We start from the raw sequence: 16,516 nt of genomic DNA, 5'->3' as shown, positions 1-16,516 counted from the left end.
CCCACTGACTATTCGGGGAGACAAGTCATGACTACTGAAACCAATGAGCCTGACTCCGGCTATGAAGCCGGTCAGGACAACATCCAGGTCATGGGCCTGGATGTGCACAACCCGGTCTTTGCCATTTCGGCGGTGACCATCGTCGCCTTTGTGTTCTTTTCCCTCGTGTTCAAGGAACAGGCGGGCGAGTTCTTTGGCTGGTTGCGCCCGGCGCTGACCAGCAATTTCGACTGGGTCTTCATGATCTCGACCAACATCTTTGTGCTGTTTGCACTGTTCTTGGTGGTGACGCCTTACGGCTCGATCCGCCTGGGCGGCGACAATGCGCGTCCGGACTATTCCTATGCCGGCTGGTTTGCGATGCTGTTCGCCGCCGGCATGGGTATCGGCCTGGTGTTCTGGGGTGTGGCCGAACCGATCTCGCACTTCGGCTCCGCGCTGGGCGGCACGGCTGTCGGCGAAGACGGCGTGCGCACCGACTGGGCGCCGCTGGGTGCCGCTGCAGGCGATGAAGCCGCCGCACAGAAGCTCTCCATGGCTGCAACGATCTTCCACTGGGGGCTGCACCCCTGGGCGATCTATGCGGTTGTGGCGCTGGCGCTGGCCTTCTTCTCCTTCAACCGCGGCCTGCCGCTGACCATGCGTTCGGTGTTCTACCCGCTGTTCGGCAATGCCACCTGGGGCGTGCTGGGCCATATCGTCGACGTGCTGGCAGTGTTTGCCACCATCTTTGGCCTGGCAACTTCGCTGGGGCTTGGCGCAAGCCAGGCGCTGGCCGGCCTCAACTACCTGTTTGATGTGCCCATCACCGACGGCATGAAGGTGTTCCTGATTGTTGCCATCACCCTGTTTGCGCTGATCTCGGTTGTGGCAGGCCTGGAAAAAGGCGTGAAGCGCCTGTCCGAGGCCAACATGATCCTGGCCGCGGCGCTCTTGCTGCTGGTGCTGATCGTCGGCCCGACCGTGGCGATCCTGACCGGCTTCTTCACCAGCCTAGTGGACTACGCCGTGTTCCTGCCGGAGCTTTCCAACTGGGTTGGCCGGGAAGACACCAACTTCATGCAGGGCTGGACCACCTTCTACTGGGCCTGGTGGATCTCCTGGTCGCCGTTTGTGGGCATGTTCATCGCCCGCATCTCCCGCGGCCGCACCGTGCGCGAGTTTGTGATCTGCGTTCTGCTGATCCCGACTATCGTCGGCGCCCTGTGGATGAGCGTCTTTGGCGGCGCGGCGCTGGACATGGTAGCCGGCGAAGGCGGTCAGGCTCTGAAGGACGCCGCACTTGAGCTGAAGATGTTCAAGATGTTCGAAAGCTTCCCGCTGACCGGCATCCTGTCATTCGTCGGCATCATCCTGGTGGTGGTCTTCTTCGTGACTTCCTCGGACTCCGGCTCGCTGGTGATCGACACCATCACCGCAGGCGGCAAGACCGATGCCCCGACCAAGCAGCGCGTGTTCTGGTGCGTGCTGGAAGGCGCCATTGCCATCGTTCTGCTCTTGGGCGGCGGGCTGGGCGCGCTGCAGGCGGCTGCAATTGCCACCGGCTTCCCCTTTGCCATCGTGCTGGTGCTGATGTGCGTTTCGGTCTTCATCGGCCTGGCCGGTGAAAAGCGCCGCCGCAAGTAGGCCCTGATACCGCAGATCAAACGAAGGCCCCGGGAATTCCCCGGGGCCTTCTGCATTTCACGCGCTGAACTTGAAGAAACCCAGCGAGTTGCCGTCCGGATCGGTGGCGTAGAAGAAATGCCCCGGCGGGATTTCGATGACCTCTGAGATCACCTTGCCGCCTGCATCCGTCACCCGCTTCATCACATCATCCAGCTCGCCCTCGGCGGTCAGATGCAGGGTCGGGCCGCGGCCGTCGCCTGCCGGTTTGCCGGGGTAGAGATGCAGCGCAATGCCGGTCTTCTCGTCTGCGGTCTTGAACATTGCCATCGGGTTGGGCCCATTGGTGTCAATGCTCAGATCCGCACCGGTCACCTTGGAATAAAAGGCCACCGCAGCGTCCAGATCACTTACCGGGACTTCGCCCCAAACCAGGAAATCCTTGGGAGTAAAGGCCATAACAAATCCTCCGTTTTTGCCTGCGGCGAAGATGACAGGTGATCCTGCCAGTTTCTGTCATCAGCCTGCGTGCCATTTGCAAAACCTGCCTTGCGCGATTTCCGGGTTGCAGGGGGGCGTTCGATCCCTCAATCCTTGTGCCGGAGCGCGGCCCAGCTGGACCACTTGCCATTTCCGCGCGAAGGGCCGCGATTGAGGAGAGACAGACACCATGACCGCATTGGATATTGATTTCGTCCGGGCGCAGTTCCCGGCCTTCGCCGAACACAGCCTCGAAGGCCAGGCCTTCTTTGAAAACGCCGGCGGCTCCTATACCTGCCAGCAAGTGATCGGCCGCCTCACCCGCTTCTACACCCAGCGCAAGGTGCAGCCCTACGCGCCCTATGAGGCCTCCCGTCTGGGCGGCGCCGAAATGGACGAGGCCCGCGCCCGGCTGGCTGCTCTCATGGGCGTAGCTACCGACGAGCTCAGCTTCGGTCCCTCGACCACCCAGAACACCTATGTGCTGGCCCAGGCCTTCCGCAGGTTCATGAAGCCGGGCGAAGCCATCATCGTCACCAACCAGGACCATGAGGCCAACACCGGCCCCTGGCGGCGTCTGGCGGAGGAGGGGATCGAGATCCGCGAATGGCAGCTTGACCCGCAGACCGGCCATCTGGACCCGGCGCAGCTGGAGAACCTGCTGGATGAGAATGTCCGCCTGGTCTGCTTCCCGCATTGCTCCAACGTGGTGGGTGAGATCAACCCGGTCTCCGAGATCACCGCGCTGGCCCATGCCGCAGGTGCCTTTGTCTGCGTCGACGGCGTCTCCTATGCGCCGCACGGGCTGCCGAATGTCGAGGAACTGGGCGCCGATATCTACCTGTTCTCCTCCTACAAGACCTACGGGCCGCATCAGGGTGTCATGGTGATCCGCAAAGCGCTGGGCGAACTGCTGCCGAACCAGGCGCATTATTTCAACGAGGGCACCCTCTACAAACGCTTCACCCCGGCAGGCCCGGACCACGCCCAGGTTGCGGCTTCCGCAGGCATGGCCGATTACTTCGAGGCGCTGGCGGCACATCACGGCCACGGCGGCAGCCCCGCGGAAACAGGGGTCTTTGTCCACGACCTGATGCGCGCCCATGAGATCAAACTGCTGCAACCGCTGCTGGACGCGGTGAGGGACCGCAATGACGTCCGCCTGCTGGGGCCCTCCACCGCGGAGAACCGGGCGCCTACCGTAGCTGTTGCCCTGAACAAACCGGCCGAGCCAGCGGCCGCAGCCCTGTCAGAACATGGCATCATGGCAGGCGGCGGCGACTTCTATGCTGTGCGTGCCCTGCAAGCGATGGGGGTTGATCCAACCGAGGGCGTGCTGCGTATGAGCTTCACCCACTACACGTCCGAAGCGGAGGTCGCCAAACTGATCGAGGCTCTGGACCGCGTTCTGTAACAACCCCGGGAGCCCGTGCATGAGCAACCGTCCCTTGGTGATCTGGTGGATCCGGCGGGATCTCCGACTGGCCGACAATCCCGCCCTGACGGCTGCTCTTGCAAGCGGTGCAGCAGTCCTGCCTGTCTATATCCTGGACGCGCAGGACGACGCGCTGGGCGCCGCACCCAAGTTCCGCCTTGGTCTGGGGCTTGAGCATTTCGGGCGGGAACTGGCCAAAGCAGGCTCCCGCCTGATTCTGCGCCGGGGCAACGCGCTGGAGCAGCTCCGGCAACTGATTGCAGAAACCGGGGCAGGGGCCGTCTATTGGTCCCGCCTCTATGATCCGGCAGCGAAAGCGCGGGATACGGATGTAAAGAAACAGCTCAAGGCCCAAGGCATCGGCGCCTGCTCCTTTGGCGGCCGCCTGCTGTTTGAACCTTGGACGGTCGCAAACAAAGCTGGCGGCATGTTCAAGGTCTTCACCCCGTTCTGGAAAGCCGTGCGGGACCGTGCGGTGGACGGCTTGCAGCCTGCACCCGCAGCATTGCCCGCACCGCAGAACTGGCCCGCCAGCGACGAGCTGGCTGCTTGGTCGATGGGCGCCGCCATGCACCGCGGCGTGGAAATCGTGGCCCGCCACTGCCGCGTGGGCGAAGCTGCGGCGCAGGACCGGCTGGGCGCTTTCCTTGAAACTTCCGTCGCCGCCTACAAGGCCCGCCGCGACTTCCCGGGCGAAGATGCAACCTCCGGCCTGTCGGAAAACCTAGCCTGGGGCGAGATCAGCCCGCACCGTCTCTGGCACCTAGGGCTGGCCGCTATGGGCCACGGCGGCCAGGGGACTGAGACTTTCCTCAAAGAGGTGGTCTGGCGCGAGTTTGCCTATCACCTGATGCACCACTCGCCCGGAATCCTGACTCGCAGCTGGCGCCCGGAGTGGGAGGCCTTTCCCTGGCAAGAGGCCGAAACCCCGGAACTTCAGGCCTGGCGGCGCGGCCAGACCGGCTATGGCTTCATCGACGCTGCCATGCGCGAGCTGTTTGTCACCGGCAAGATGCACAACCGGGCCCGAATGATCACCGCAAGTTTCCTCACCAAGCATCTGATGATGCATTGGAAATTGGGCATGGACTGGTTTGCCGAGACATTGGTGGACTGGGATCCGGCCTCCAATGCCATGGGCTGGCAGTGGGTGGCGGGCTCCGGCCCCGATGCGGCGCCATTCTTCCGCATCTTCAACCCCTCGGGCCAGTTGGAGAAATTCGATCCAGCAGGCCTCTACACCCGCCGATGGATTGCCGAGGGGCAAGGCACACCGCCGCAGACCGCGCTGGACTTCTTTGCCGCCGTGCCCCGGTCCTGGAACCTTTTGCCGGATGCGCTCCGCGCCGCGCCCATCATCCCGCTGCAGGCGGGCCGGGAACGCGCGCTCACGGCCTATCACGAAATGCGCCAAAACCGCTAACACACAGTTTTCTTGCCAGAAAGCACCCTCCGCCCTAGCATTTTCCCTATAGTGCTGAGGAGGAAGGGAATGATCTTCACGGATACCGAAGGCCAGAAAAACCTGCCGCGCTACTTTGCGCCGGTGTTCGAACAGGTCTGCCGGATGGAGACCGGCCAGCTGGATATCCACCTGCCGGACGGCCGCATCTTCCGCGCCAAGGGCAGCAACCCGGGTCCGGCCGCCGATCTGCACATCCACAATCCGGACTGCTTCTCCCGTCTGATCCGCGAAGGCGAGTTGGGGTTCTCCGACGCCTACCTGGAAGGCTGGTGGAGCACCTCCGACCTGCAGGCCTTCATGGATCTGGTGCATATGGGGGCCGAGACGGTCTATGACGATTTCCGCGGCCAGGCGCTGCTGCGCGCTTATGAGCGGCTGCGTTTCTGGCTGCACCGCAACCACCGCCGCCAGGCGAAAAAGAACATCTCCTATCACTATGATTTGGGCAATGAGTTCTACAGCCTGTGGCTGGATGACACGATGACCTATTCCAGCGCCCTGTTCCGCAGCGGGCAGGACAGCCTGGAAAAGGCGCAAACCGCGAAGTATGCCTCGCTGGTGGATCAGATGGGGGTGAAACCCGGCGACCACGTTCTGGAGATCGGCTGCGGCTGGGGCGGCTTTGCCGAATATGCCGCCAAGGAGCGGGGCCTGCGGGTGACCGGTCTGACAATTAGTAAAGAGCAGCTTAACTTCGCGCGCCGCCGCATTGAAAAGGCTGGACTTTCCGATCAGGTCGAGCTGCGTATGCAGGACTACCGGGACTGCAAGGGCCAGTTTGACGGTATCGCCTCGATCGAGATGTTCGAGGCCGTGGGCCAGAAATACTGGCCGGCTTATTTCAACACCATCCGCAAACGGCTGAAGCCCGGCGGCAAGGCTACCCTGCAGATCATCACCGTCGCCGACCGCCGCTGGGATTTTTACCGCAGGGGCGTCGATTTCATCCAGAAGCACATCTTCCCCGGAGGCATGCTGCCCTCGCCGAAAATTTTGCGTGAGCAGGTCGAGAAGGCCGGACTTGGCGTGGTGCGCTCAATCGAATTCGGCGACAGCTATGACCAGACCCTCCGGCGCTGGCATGAGACTTTCAATGCCCGCTGGGGGCAGATTTCCCGCATGGGCTTTGACGAGCGTTTCCACAAGATGTGGAACTTTTACCTCACTTCCTGCGCGGCCGCCTTTAAGACTGGCAATTGCGACGTGACGCAGATTACAGTTGCTCATCGCTGATAGAAAAGACCGCACGGATTATTACCTGACATGCCCAACGGTGCCCGACTGACTGCCGCTATCACTATGGCTTTGGTGGCGTTTTTCGTGTCTTTCGCGGTGATGCCGCAGATGCCGGAGGGCACTGATTTCGGCTATTTCGTGCATGTGAACGTGGCCTTGGGCCTGCTCAGCGGCTGGATCTTCATGGGCAAACGGGCAGGCCGCGGCCTGGTGCCTGCGATCAACAATGGCCTGACCGGCATGGCCGTTATGGTGCTGTGGGCGCTGTTCATCCAGGGCGCCTGGGAGATGTTCCGCCTGGCCATGCGCCACCGCTATGACGGCCCGTTCGAAGCCCTGTCGGCGATCTTTGTCATTGCACTGGAATATTTCTTTGTTATCGCTGTGCCGACGGTGCTGGTGCCGCTGGTGATCGGTGGTGTCCTGTCTGGGCTTGCGACTGAAAACGCTTCCCGCCGCTGGCGCTGAACATACTTATTAACAACAGGTTATCTTCCGTGGCTGATCTCTTTTTCTTTGGCACGCTGCGCCATCGCCCCTTGCTTGAACTGGTTCTGGGCCGCAGCGGCGCAGCGCTGAAGGTGCAGGAGGCCACGCTGGCCGGCCACGGTGTCTACCAGGTTGTGGATCAGCCTTTTCCGGCGATCGAAACCCGTGACGGTGCCATTGCCGAAGGCCTGCTGGTGCAGGATCTGTCGCCGCAGGATCTGGACGCGCTGAATTTCTACGAGGGCGGCTTTGGCTACGCGCTGAAACCCGTTTCAGTTCAGCTGAAGGACGGCAGCAGCGCCACGGCGGAGGTCTATTTCCCGGAACCTGGCCTGTGGGAGACTGCTGAGTCTTGGGATCTGGATGCCTGGGTCCGGCAATGGGGGGCGCTCTCCCTGCGGGCGGCGGAAGAGGTGATGGCCTACCACGGCCGGATGACGGCAGAGGAGGTTGCCCGCGTCTTCCCCTCGATCCGCCGCCGCGCCGCCGCCTGGCTGGAAGGGCAGGCCCGGCCTGGCGACGGGGTGCACGACCTTGCCAAGGATGTGATCGTGCACCAACATAACCGGGCTCATCTGAACTTCTTCGCGATGGAGGAGATGGACCTGCAGTACCGCCGCTACGACGGCAGCATGAGTCCGGTGATGAACCGTTCGGCGGCAATGGCAGGCCATGCGGCAGTGGTTCTGCCCTATGATCCGGTCCGCGACCAGGTGCTGCTGGTGGAGCAATTCCGCGCACCGCCCTTCATCATGGGCGATGCCCACCCCTGGATGTGGGAGCCGGTGGCAGGGGTCATCGACCCGGGCGAAACCGCCGAAGAAACCGCCATCCGCGAGGCCGAAGAAGAAGCCGGAGTCACCGTTCTGCGGCTGGAGCCGGTGGCCCAGGTCTATCCCTCTAGCGGCGCACTGGCGGAATTCATTCACGTTTTCATCGGTATAGCGGATCTTTCTGACATCAAGGGCGGCGGCGGCGTAGCAGGCGAAGGCGAGGACATCCGGAGTGAGATCCTCAGCTATGACGCGCTGATGAAAGGTGTCGATGCGCAGATCTACCAGGACATGCCGCTGGTCACTGCCGCGCTGTGGCTTGCGCGCCACCGCGGCCGTCTGCGGCACAAGGGATATTGAGGATTTTGACGCACGGGCCGCGCGCTTCCCGCCTTGTGATCACCGGACCGCTTGGATACACCTTGGGGGAACGATCGAAAGGGATACCATGCGCATTGCACGCGATCTGGCTGATGCCATCGGCCACACTCCTCTTATCCGCCTGAACCGTGTCAGCGAAGAGACCGGCTGCGAGATCCTGGGCAAGGCGGAATTCATGAACCCGGGCCAGTCGGTCAAGGACCGTGCGGCGCTGTACATCATCAAGGATGCCATTGCCCGCGGCGAGCTGAAGCCGGGCGGTACCATTGTTGAAGGCACCGCCGGCAACACCGGCATCGGCCTGGCGCTGGTCGGCGCTTCGATGGGCTTCAAGACGGTGATCGTGATCCCGGAAACCCAGTCGGAAGAAAAGAAGGACATGCTGCGCCTGGCAGGCGCCCAGCTGGTCCAGGTTCCGGCGGCCCCGTACCGCAACCCCAACAACTATGTGCGCTATTCCCAGCGCCTGGCTGAGCAGCTGGCCAAGACCGAGCCGAACGGCGCCATCTGGGCCAACCAGTTCGACAATGTTGCCAACCGCCAGGCCCATGTGGAAACCACCGGCCCCGAGATCTGGGAGCAGACCGGCGGCAAGGTCGACGGCTTTGTCTGCGCGGTGGGCTCCGGCGGCACCCTGGCGGGCGTCGCCGAAGCGATCCAGCCCAAGGGCGTGAAGATCGGCCTTGCCGATCCGCTGGGCGCGGCGCTCTATTCCTATTACACCACCGGCGAGCTGGCTTCCGAGGGCAGCTCGATCACCGAGGGCATCGGCCAGGGCCGGATCACCAAGAACCTGGAAGGCTTCACGCCGGACTTCAGCTACCAGGTGCCGGACGCCGAAGCGGTGCCGTATGTTTTCGACCTGCTGCATGAGGAAGGCCTGGTGCTGGGCGGCTCCTCTGCCATCAACATTGCAGGCGCTGTGCGCATGGCCAAGGACATGGGCCCGGGCAACACCATCGTCACCGTTCTGTGCGACTATGGCACCCGCTACCAGTCCAAGCTGTTCAATCCGGATTTCCTGCGGGAGAAAAACCTGCCGGTGCCGGAGTGGATGACCCATACGCCCGCGTCGATTCCCGGCGTTTTTGAGGACGTATGACACCTTTCATAACCGCGTTGCGGACTGCATTGCTGGGGCTGGCCCTTGTGGCCGGCCTCGCTATGCCTGCCCTGGCTCAGCTCAACGCTGACGCCCGGGCGTATTACCAGGACTGGCTCAAGACCGCGGCCCGCGCCGAAGAGGTCATCGACGCCAGACGGGCCTCCAGCGCTGCTTTGGAAGCGCTGCGCACTGAGCTCACCACCTACCGGCAGAATTTCCTGGATGCACGCACCGGCAACGGCGACCGCATCCAGACCCTTGAAGGCCAGCTGAGCGCGCTTGGCCCGGCCCCGGGCGAGGGTGAGAGCGAGCCCGAGGATATTGCCAACCTGCGTGCCTCGCTGGAACAGCAGCTGAAGGATCTCAAGGTCCCGCGCATCGTCTCCGAAGAGGCCTACAGCCGTGCAAACGGGCTGATTGCGGAAATCGACAAGATCATACGTGAGCGCCGCACCCGCACCCTGCTGGAGCGCGGCCCGTCGCCGCTCAATCCGGAAAACTGGGCAAGCGCCTGGCGTGCATTGACCCGTTCCGGCAGTTCCATCCTGAACGAAACCGCCAACAAGCTGTCCAATGTGACCACGGCTGAACGGGTGCAGAACAGCCTGCCGGCCTTGCTGGCCCTGCTGGTGGTCGCCGCCCTGCTGCTGTTCCGCGGCCGCCCCTGGGCCCACGCGGCAGGCGACTACCTGCGCAGCTTCGGCAGCAGCGGACGCGGGGTCTGGGGTTTTGTGGTCTCGCTTCTGGAAGTGATCCTGCCTTTTATCGGCATCATCTGCCTGGTGGCGGCGGTGGATCTCTCCGGCATCCTGGGTATCCGGGGCACCATCCTGCTGGATTATGTGCCGGGCTGGGCGCTGCTGATCCTCTCCTTCCACTGGCTCGGCAATCAGCTGTTCTCCAGCCGCATCGAAAATGATCTGGTTCCGGTGCAGGAGGGACGCCTCAACGAAACCCGCCTGATGGTCGACATTCTGGCGGTGATCCTGGTGCTGCAGGACGCGCTGCGGCAGCTGGAAGCCATCGAAAGCATCCCGGCCGAGGCCCATTCGGTTGCCAGTTTTCCGCTGATCTTGGCTGCCGCCCTGGTGCTGCTGCGCCTGCACCGGATCGGCGCCAAGCGGCGACAGAAGCAGGCGGGCTCCAATGCCGAGGAAGACCGTGCTATCGCCGCAGGCGCCACCCGCATCATGTCGCTGGTGCGCCGCGGCACCTATCTGCTGGGTTTTCTAGCGCCGGTTCTGGCTGCCTTTGGCTATGTGAATGCCGCTGAGGCGATGATCTACCCGGCCGTTTCCACACTGGCGCTGCTGGCGGCGCTGCTGGTGGTTCACCGTTTCCTGGGCGACGTCTACGGCTGGCTTTCGGGCGAGGGATCCGCGGCCCGGGAATCGCTGTTTTCGGTTCTGATCGGTTTTGTTCTGGCGGCGCTTGCCGTGCCGCTCCTGTCGCTGATCTGGGGTGCCCGCATTGCCGACCTGACCGAGCTGTGGTCGAAGTTTCTCGAAGGTTTCCAAATCGGTGACGCCCGTATCTCACCCACGGCCTTCCTGACTTTTGCGGTCGTCTTTGCCGCGGGCTATGCGCTGACCCGGCTGGTGCAGGGCTCCTTGCGCAACTCGCTGCTGCCCAAGACCAAGATTGATCCCGGCGGCCAGAATGCGATCACCGCAGGCCTCGGCTATGTGGGGATTTTCCTGTCTGCCGTCATTGCAATCTCCACTGCGGGCCTCGACCTGTCATCCCTCGCCATCGTTGCCGGTGCGCTCTCGGTTGGCATCGGTTTCGGCCTGCAGACCATCGTGTCGAACTTCGTCTCCGGCATCATCCTCCTGATCGAACGCCCGATCTCCAAGGGCGACTGGATCGAGGTTGGCGGCCTGATGGGTTATGTGCGCGACATCTCGGTACGCTCCACAAGGATCGAGACCTTCGACCGCTCGGATGTGATTGTACCGAACTCGGACCTGATCAGCGGAACGGTCACCAACTACACCCGCGGCAACACCGTGGGCCGGGTGATCGTGCCCGTGGGCGTTGCCTATGGCACCGATCCGCGCAAGGTCGAGGCGATCCTCAATGACATCGCCAAGGCGCATCCGATGGTGCTGCTGAACCCGGCGCCCTATGTGGTGTTCCAGGGCTTTGGCGCCGACAGCCTCGACTTCGAGATCCGCGCCATCCTGCGCGACGTGAACTGGGTGCTGTCGGTGAAATCGGACATGAACTACGAGATCGCCAAGCGGTTCGAAGAAGAGGGGATCGAGATCCCGTTTGCCCAGCGTGACATCTGGATCCGCAACCCTGAGGCGCTGGCCGGGCAGAAAGCCAAAGCCGGCACGCCTGCCAAAGCGGTGCCAATGCAAGCCCCGGCAAAGCCGGACCTGAGTGACCTCCAGGATGGAGAAGGAGAAGGTGATGCCGACAAGTGAGAAGCTGTTCCGCAAGGACGCCTATGCCCGGATGACCGAAGCCCGGGTGCTGGGCCGCACGGAGCAGGGCGGGATCATCCTTGACCGCAGCCTGTTCTACGCCACCGGCGGCGGCCAGCCCGGCGACAGCGGCCAGCTGCTGTGGGGCGAGGGGCAATGCTCCATTGCGACCACGGTAAAGGGGCAGGGCGATGCCATCGTCCTGGTGCCGCATGAGGGCGAGGTGCTGCCGGAGGAAGGCGCCACCGTCACCCAGGTGCTCGATTGGGACCGCCGCTATGGCCACATGCGCGTTCACACTGCGCTACACCTCCTGTCGGTGGTGGTCCCGCTGGAGGTGACCGGCGGCTCCATCGGAGCAGAGAAGGGGCGTCTGGACTTCAACATGCCGGAGGCGCCGGAAGACAAGCAGATGCTGCAGGACCAGCTGCAGGCGCTGATCGACCGCGATCTGGAGGTGACTGAGGACTGGATCACCGACGAAGAGCTCGATGCCAATCCGCAGCTGGTGAAAACCATGTCCGTTTCGCCGCCGCGCGGGGCCGGGCAGGTGCGGCTGGTGCGCATCGGCACCGCGGAGGAGCAGATCGACCTGCAGCCCTGCGGCGGCACCCATGTCAAACGCACTGGCGAGATCGGCCGCATCCGTCTTGGAAAGGTGGAGAAAAAGGGCAAGCAGAACCGCCGCGTCTACCTGCATTTGGAGGACTGAAAAAGAATTGGGGGTAAGTGAAGTTTTTGAAAGATCGGCTCTTGCAATTCCCCGGCCGATCCTTCAAAAGCCCCCTCAACGGAGAGGTGGCCGAGTGGTCGAAGGCGCACGCCTGGAAAGTGTGTAGGCGGGAAACCGTCTCCAGGGTTCGAATCCCTGTCTCTCCGCCATAATCATCAGATCAGACGGTTTTCCGGTGTCCCGCCAAAGGCGGTTAGCACGCCTGGGCTGCAGCTTTGCGGCCGTTGCCGTCAGTTGGGGCGCACCGCAACAAGGACAACCCCCAGTTCCTCTTCCAGCTCCTGCAGTTTCTTGAGCTGATCTTCCGGCAGCGCAGCGGTATCCGTGTCAACTCCGGCCAGTGCTACCACCGGGCTGCCGATATCCTTCTCCAGGGCCTGAATCGCGTCCAGTTTCTCAGATTCCAGCGTGGCAAGCGGGTAGAGCATGGTGTTCTCCTGTTTTGTGGATACTGCCGAGTATAACCGGAAATCCGGGATGCGGGGGGTTAGTTTTCGGATAGGCTGCAGCGCAATGGTACAGGGACAGCGGCAGACCGGCGCCGATGGTTTGAATAAATTCTTCAAGGTTATTTACTTTGCTGGGCGGCTGCGCTGACCTTTTGCACAGGCCCGTTGATTCGAAAGACTGGCGTGCATCTTCGGTAGCTTTCGGAAACAAACCGGGCGAACCTTGGGGATTGAATGCAAATCCGGCCCATTTCCCTAAGGGCAAGGTGCTGCTGGCGGATAAAACGGGCGCGGCCGTCACAATCTCTCCATGTTTCGCAGTTGGAAACAATCCTTGTATGCTGCGTTAACGGCTCCCCCTGTAAATAGCACTCTGCGAACATTTCCGCCTCGAATTACCACCTGTAGGGGAAACAATGCGGGGCAGATCGCACAGGCGGACAGTCCCGGCAGCAGGCCGCAGCGGCGTATTGCGAGGAATTTTAGGCAATTTTTTGGCTTTGTGCCCTGAACCGCCTAAAGTATGCATGGATTAGCCCATTTGGGGGGGCGAGTTCTGCGAGCTGCTGGAGTGTGGTGGACTACTGAAAATTTTAAATGGTCCCGGTGCCGCTAGGTCGGCACACCACTGATCCGAAAGCTTTAGCTATCCGGCTGCGTGCCGCTGCGGCACGCAATCCAGGGCGCTTGCGCGTTCTGGCCCCCATCCCGCTTGGGCTGGTGAATTGACTGCGGCGTACCGCATGGCTTTGCGGCTGCCTGGCTGGCCCGAAGGATGGGGCTTGGGGCCAGACTGGTGAGGAGAAGGTGATGACAAAGAGTTACGATGAGCCGAATCCGGCGCTGGACGGGATTGTCGAAGGCACTTCCGGGGACGACCTGATCGATGCGGCGTACACCGGTGATCCGGAAGGCGACATGGTCGACAATGGCGATGCCATCGATCCTTCGGCGGGCCCGGACGATGACGTTATTGTTGCTGGTTCCGGCAACGACAGCATCTACGCAGGTTCTGGCGATGACACCGTGGACGGCGGTACCGGCGATGACCTGATCTATGGCGACGGTGTCTCCGGCGCCACCAGCCCGGTTTCGATCACCATCGACTCAACCAGCGCTGCGTTCCGCAACCAGGTGTTTGCCTATACCATCGATCCCGCTACCGGTGAGATCAGCAACGTTGTGGTGCTGAGCGAAAATGCCAAGGAAGACGTGGGCGAGACCTTTACCTACGACGCGCCCGAAGGCGCCGTGGTGGGCGTGGGCATCATCAGCCCGCAGGGCACTTTCTTCTCTTCCGGCTATGGCGCCAACGTTGGTCTGAACAGCGACGGGCTGGTTCATACCCAGGGCATCACCCAGAACCCCGACGGTTCGGTCAAGCTGGGCTTTGAAGATCTGGCCGGCCTGGGCGACCGCGACTTCAACGACGTCAAGCTGACTGTTGATCTGGGCACCTCGGGCACCGAGTTCGACAACGTGCATTTCGACTATGAATCCGATCCGGCAGACCCGGTTGTGCCGGGCGATGACGTGCTGATCGGCGGTGACGGCGATGACACCATCTTTGGCGGCGGCGGCAACGACACTATCGACGGCGGCGACGGCTCCGATGGGGTTGACGGCGGCGATGGCGACGATGTGATTGACACCTCCGGCGGCGTGCCGCTGCCGGACCGCGGCTTCCCGGGCTACACCGGCACCGATCCGGACATCCCGTTCATCCCGGCCGACGCGGATCCGTTTGATGACATGGACACCGTGCTGGGCGGTGCCGGCAATGACACTATCTCGACCGGCGACGACGCTGATGTGATCGAAGGCGGCTCCGGCATGGATGTGATCGATGCGGGCATCGATGACGACACCATCGACGGCGGCGCGGATGCCGATGTGATCACCGGCGGCGAAGGCTCGGACCTGATCCAGGGCGGCAGCGGCGGCGACACCATTTATGGCGGCCTGAACCCGGCTTTCCCGGATGGTCTGAACATCACCGACGACGGCAGCGACGGCCGTCCGGCTGACCCGGATCCGACCAACGGGATGGACACCATCGACGGCGGTGCCGGCAATGACCTGATCTTTGGCCAGGATGATGATGACGTCATCACGGGCGGCGCAGGCAATGACACCATCGACGCGGGTATCGACGACGACGAAGTCTCTGGCGGTTCGGGCAATGATCTGATCACTGGCGGCCAGGGCGCGGACACTTTGTCGGGCGGCGACGACCGGGACACCTTCATCGGCGGTGATGCCGGCGACGTGGTCGATGGCGGCTCGGGCGGCGATGACTTCGACACCCTGGACCTGACCGGCTCCGGCCCGTTTGAGCTGACCGGTGTTACTGTCGATGCCGACGGCAACAGCATTTCGGGCACTGTCAACTTCCTGGACGGTGACGGCGATGTGACCGGTTCGATGACCTTTGGCGAGATTGAGCAGATCATTCCCTGCTTCACGCCGGGCACGCTGATTGCGACGCCGCTGGGCGAGCGCCGCGTCGAGGACCTGCAGGCTGGCGACCGGGTGATCACCCGCGACAACGGCATCCAGGAAATCCGCTGGGTTGGCACCCGCACGCTGGAAGGCCGCGACCTGGCCCGCGCCGCGCATCTGCAGCCGGTGCTGATCCGCCAGGGCGCCCTCGGCAACGGCCTGCCGGAGCGCGACATGATGGTCAGCCCGAACCACCGGGTGCTGGTCGCCAATGACAAGACCGCGCTCTACTTCGAGGACCGCGAGGTTCTGGTGGCGGCCAAGCATCTGACCGGCCTCGCGGGCGTCGACCGGGTGGAGACCTCCAAGGTCACCTATATCCACTTCATGTTCGACCAGCATGAGGTTGTGCTGTCCGACGGAGCCTGGACCGAAAGCTTCCAGCCCGGCGACCAGTCCCTGCGGGGCCTGGACAACGCGCAGCGCAACGAACTGTTCGAACTGTTCCCGGAGCTGAAGTCCGAGAAGGGCCGCGCAGCCTACACTGCGGCGCGCCGCTCGCTGCGCAAACATGAAGCGCATCTGCTTGTGCATTGATTTATGCAGCTGCCGTTTTGGGGGAGACGGCCGCAAGAAGCAAAAGCGCAGGGAGGCAGGGCATTTTGCCCTGCCTTTTCTTTTGCGGTGCTTAGCGGCGGCTGCGCCAGGCGGCCCAGTCTTCAGGCGTGTCCAGATCGGTCAGCGCGTGGCGGTCCGGCAGGGGGATGGTTTGCACGGTTTCGCTTTTCAGCACGCTGCGTGCGCCCTGGTCGCCGCTGAGGTTTTGCAGGGCGCCGAAACAGCGGCGGGGAAACAGCACCGGGTGGCCCGGGGTACCGTCGGTGGCAGTGGCGCGCAGGACAGGGCTGTCCTCTCCACCGAAATGGGCCGCGATATGCAGCAAGTCCTGGGTTTCGATTTCCGGCATGTCCGCTGGCAGGATCATCACGGCTTCCGCCTCCTTGGGCAGGGCGGCAACGCCGCGCCGGATTGAGGCGGACATGCCGTCCTGCGCATCCGGCACCGGGACTTGAGCCGCTGTTCCGGTTGCATTGGCACGCGGGTGCGCAATGCCAGGAAGCGTCACATAGACCGCCAGCCCGGTCAGCGCCGCACGGCGGCACATCAGGGTGAGCAGGGGCTGGCCGTCTACGTCCTCCATCAGTTTGTCGCGGCCTAGCATTCTGGAAGAGGCGCCGGCGGCAAGCAGGAGAATGGCGATAGCGGTCATGGATTTCCTGGCCTTGGCTTTGTGTTGCGAGGGCGGATGCCTCCGGCGGGAGTATTTTGGCAAAGAAGAAGTGCGTGGGCCAGAAGAGATGAAACGTTGGGAAGGTCAGCAAGGCTGACGGAATGTTTCGCGCGCGAAACATTTGGGTGCAGGCACTGACGCATGTGTTGCGGGAGTGTCCTTGCGGCAGCGTGCGCCGAGGCGGCAACAGGGGGCAGGCA

At 62.9% G+C, this 16,516-nt stretch carries 13 protein-coding genes and 1 tRNA gene; 11 read left to right on the top strand and 3 right to left on the bottom strand.

Features of this window, described 5'->3' with window-relative positions; all coding sequences use genetic code 11:
• Positions 1-27 precede the first annotated feature (27 nt).
• Entirely contained in the window at positions 28-1,626 is a 1,599-nt protein-coding gene (locus tag RA20_RS05235; RefSeq protein ID WP_039125362.1) for a BCCT family transporter, read from the top strand.
• A 57-nt stretch (positions 1,627-1,683) separates the two neighbouring features.
• Here RA20_RS05235 and RA20_RS05230 read toward each other — a convergent pair whose 3' ends face one another.
• Complete coding sequence (locus RA20_RS05230; RefSeq protein WP_039125360.1) at positions 1,684-2,064, bottom strand: VOC family protein; 381 nt, start codon at positions 2,062-2,064, stop codon at positions 1,684-1,686.
• Between the two features lie 211 nt (positions 2,065-2,275).
• Here RA20_RS05230 and RA20_RS05225 point away from each other — a divergent pair, with 211 nt between their 5' ends.
• From RA20_RS05225 to RA20_RS05185, 9 genes are all read left to right on the top strand, one after another.
• Entirely contained in the window at positions 2,276-3,499 is a 1,224-nt protein-coding gene (locus tag RA20_RS05225; protein WP_039125358.1) for an aminotransferase class V-fold PLP-dependent enzyme, read from the top strand.
• 19 nt (positions 3,500-3,518) lie between these two features.
• Positions 3,519-4,943: a cryptochrome/photolyase family protein gene (locus RA20_RS05220; protein WP_039125356.1), complete on the top strand. Its 1,425-nt coding sequence runs from the start codon at positions 3,519-3,521 to the stop codon at positions 4,941-4,943.
• A gap of 69 nt (positions 4,944-5,012) precedes the next feature.
• Positions 5,013-6,218: an SAM-dependent methyltransferase gene (locus RA20_RS05215; RefSeq protein ID WP_039125354.1), complete on the top strand. Its 1,206-nt coding sequence runs from the start codon at positions 5,013-5,015 to the stop codon at positions 6,216-6,218.
• A 30-nt stretch (positions 6,219-6,248) separates the two neighbouring features.
• Positions 6,249-6,689, top strand: coding sequence for a TrgA family protein (locus RA20_RS05210; protein ID WP_039125353.1), 441 nt, complete (start codon positions 6,249-6,251; stop codon positions 6,687-6,689).
• A 29-nt stretch (positions 6,690-6,718) separates the two neighbouring features.
• Positions 6,719-7,843 (top strand): NUDIX domain-containing protein, encoded by a 1,125-nt coding sequence (locus RA20_RS05205; RefSeq protein ID WP_039125351.1) that lies wholly within the window; start codon positions 6,719-6,721, stop codon positions 7,841-7,843.
• Between the two features lie 88 nt (positions 7,844-7,931).
• On the top strand, positions 7,932-8,966 hold the full coding sequence (locus tag RA20_RS05200) for a cysteine synthase A (protein ID WP_039125349.1): 1,035 nt from the start codon (positions 7,932-7,934) through the stop codon (positions 8,964-8,966).
• Positions 8,963-11,401, top strand: coding sequence for a DUF3772 domain-containing protein (locus RA20_RS05195; protein ID WP_039125347.1), 2,439 nt, complete (start codon positions 8,963-8,965; stop codon positions 11,399-11,401). Before RA20_RS05200 ends, RA20_RS05195 begins: the two co-directional genes overlap by 4 nt.
• Complete coding sequence (locus RA20_RS05190; RefSeq protein WP_039125432.1) at positions 11,388-12,113, top strand: alanyl-tRNA editing protein; 726 nt, start codon at positions 11,388-11,390, stop codon at positions 12,111-12,113. The genes RA20_RS05195 and RA20_RS05190 overlap by 14 nt, the downstream gene beginning before the upstream one ends.
• An 80-nt stretch (positions 12,114-12,193) precedes the next feature.
• Positions 12,194-12,283: transfer RNA gene (locus RA20_RS05185), tRNA-Ser, on the top strand.
• A gap of 81 nt (positions 12,284-12,364) precedes the next feature.
• Here the strand turns inward: RA20_RS05185 and RA20_RS05180 are convergent.
• Positions 12,365-12,562, bottom strand: coding sequence for a hypothetical protein (locus tag RA20_RS05180; protein WP_039125345.1), 198 nt, complete (start codon positions 12,560-12,562; stop codon positions 12,365-12,367).
• 831 nt (positions 12,563-13,393) lie between these two features.
• Between RA20_RS05180 and RA20_RS05175 the strand changes: the two genes are divergently transcribed.
• A complete protein-coding gene (locus tag RA20_RS05175) occupies positions 13,394-15,622 on the top strand; it encodes a Hint domain-containing protein (protein ID WP_039125343.1) in 2,229 nt (742 codons plus the stop codon).
• Between the two features lie 91 nt (positions 15,623-15,713).
• Here the strand turns inward: RA20_RS05175 and RA20_RS05170 are convergent, their stop codons facing one another.
• Entirely contained in the window at positions 15,714-16,295 is a 582-nt protein-coding gene (locus RA20_RS05170) for a nucleotidyltransferase family protein (RefSeq protein ID WP_039125341.1), read from the bottom strand.
• Positions 16,296-16,516: the final 221 nt, after the last annotated feature.

Source organism: Leisingera sp. ANG-Vp, from assembly GCF_000813725.1.
Taxonomy (GTDB): domain Bacteria; phylum Pseudomonadota; class Alphaproteobacteria; order Rhodobacterales; family Rhodobacteraceae; genus Leisingera.
This window is presented reverse-complemented; position numbering and strand designations above follow the sequence as displayed.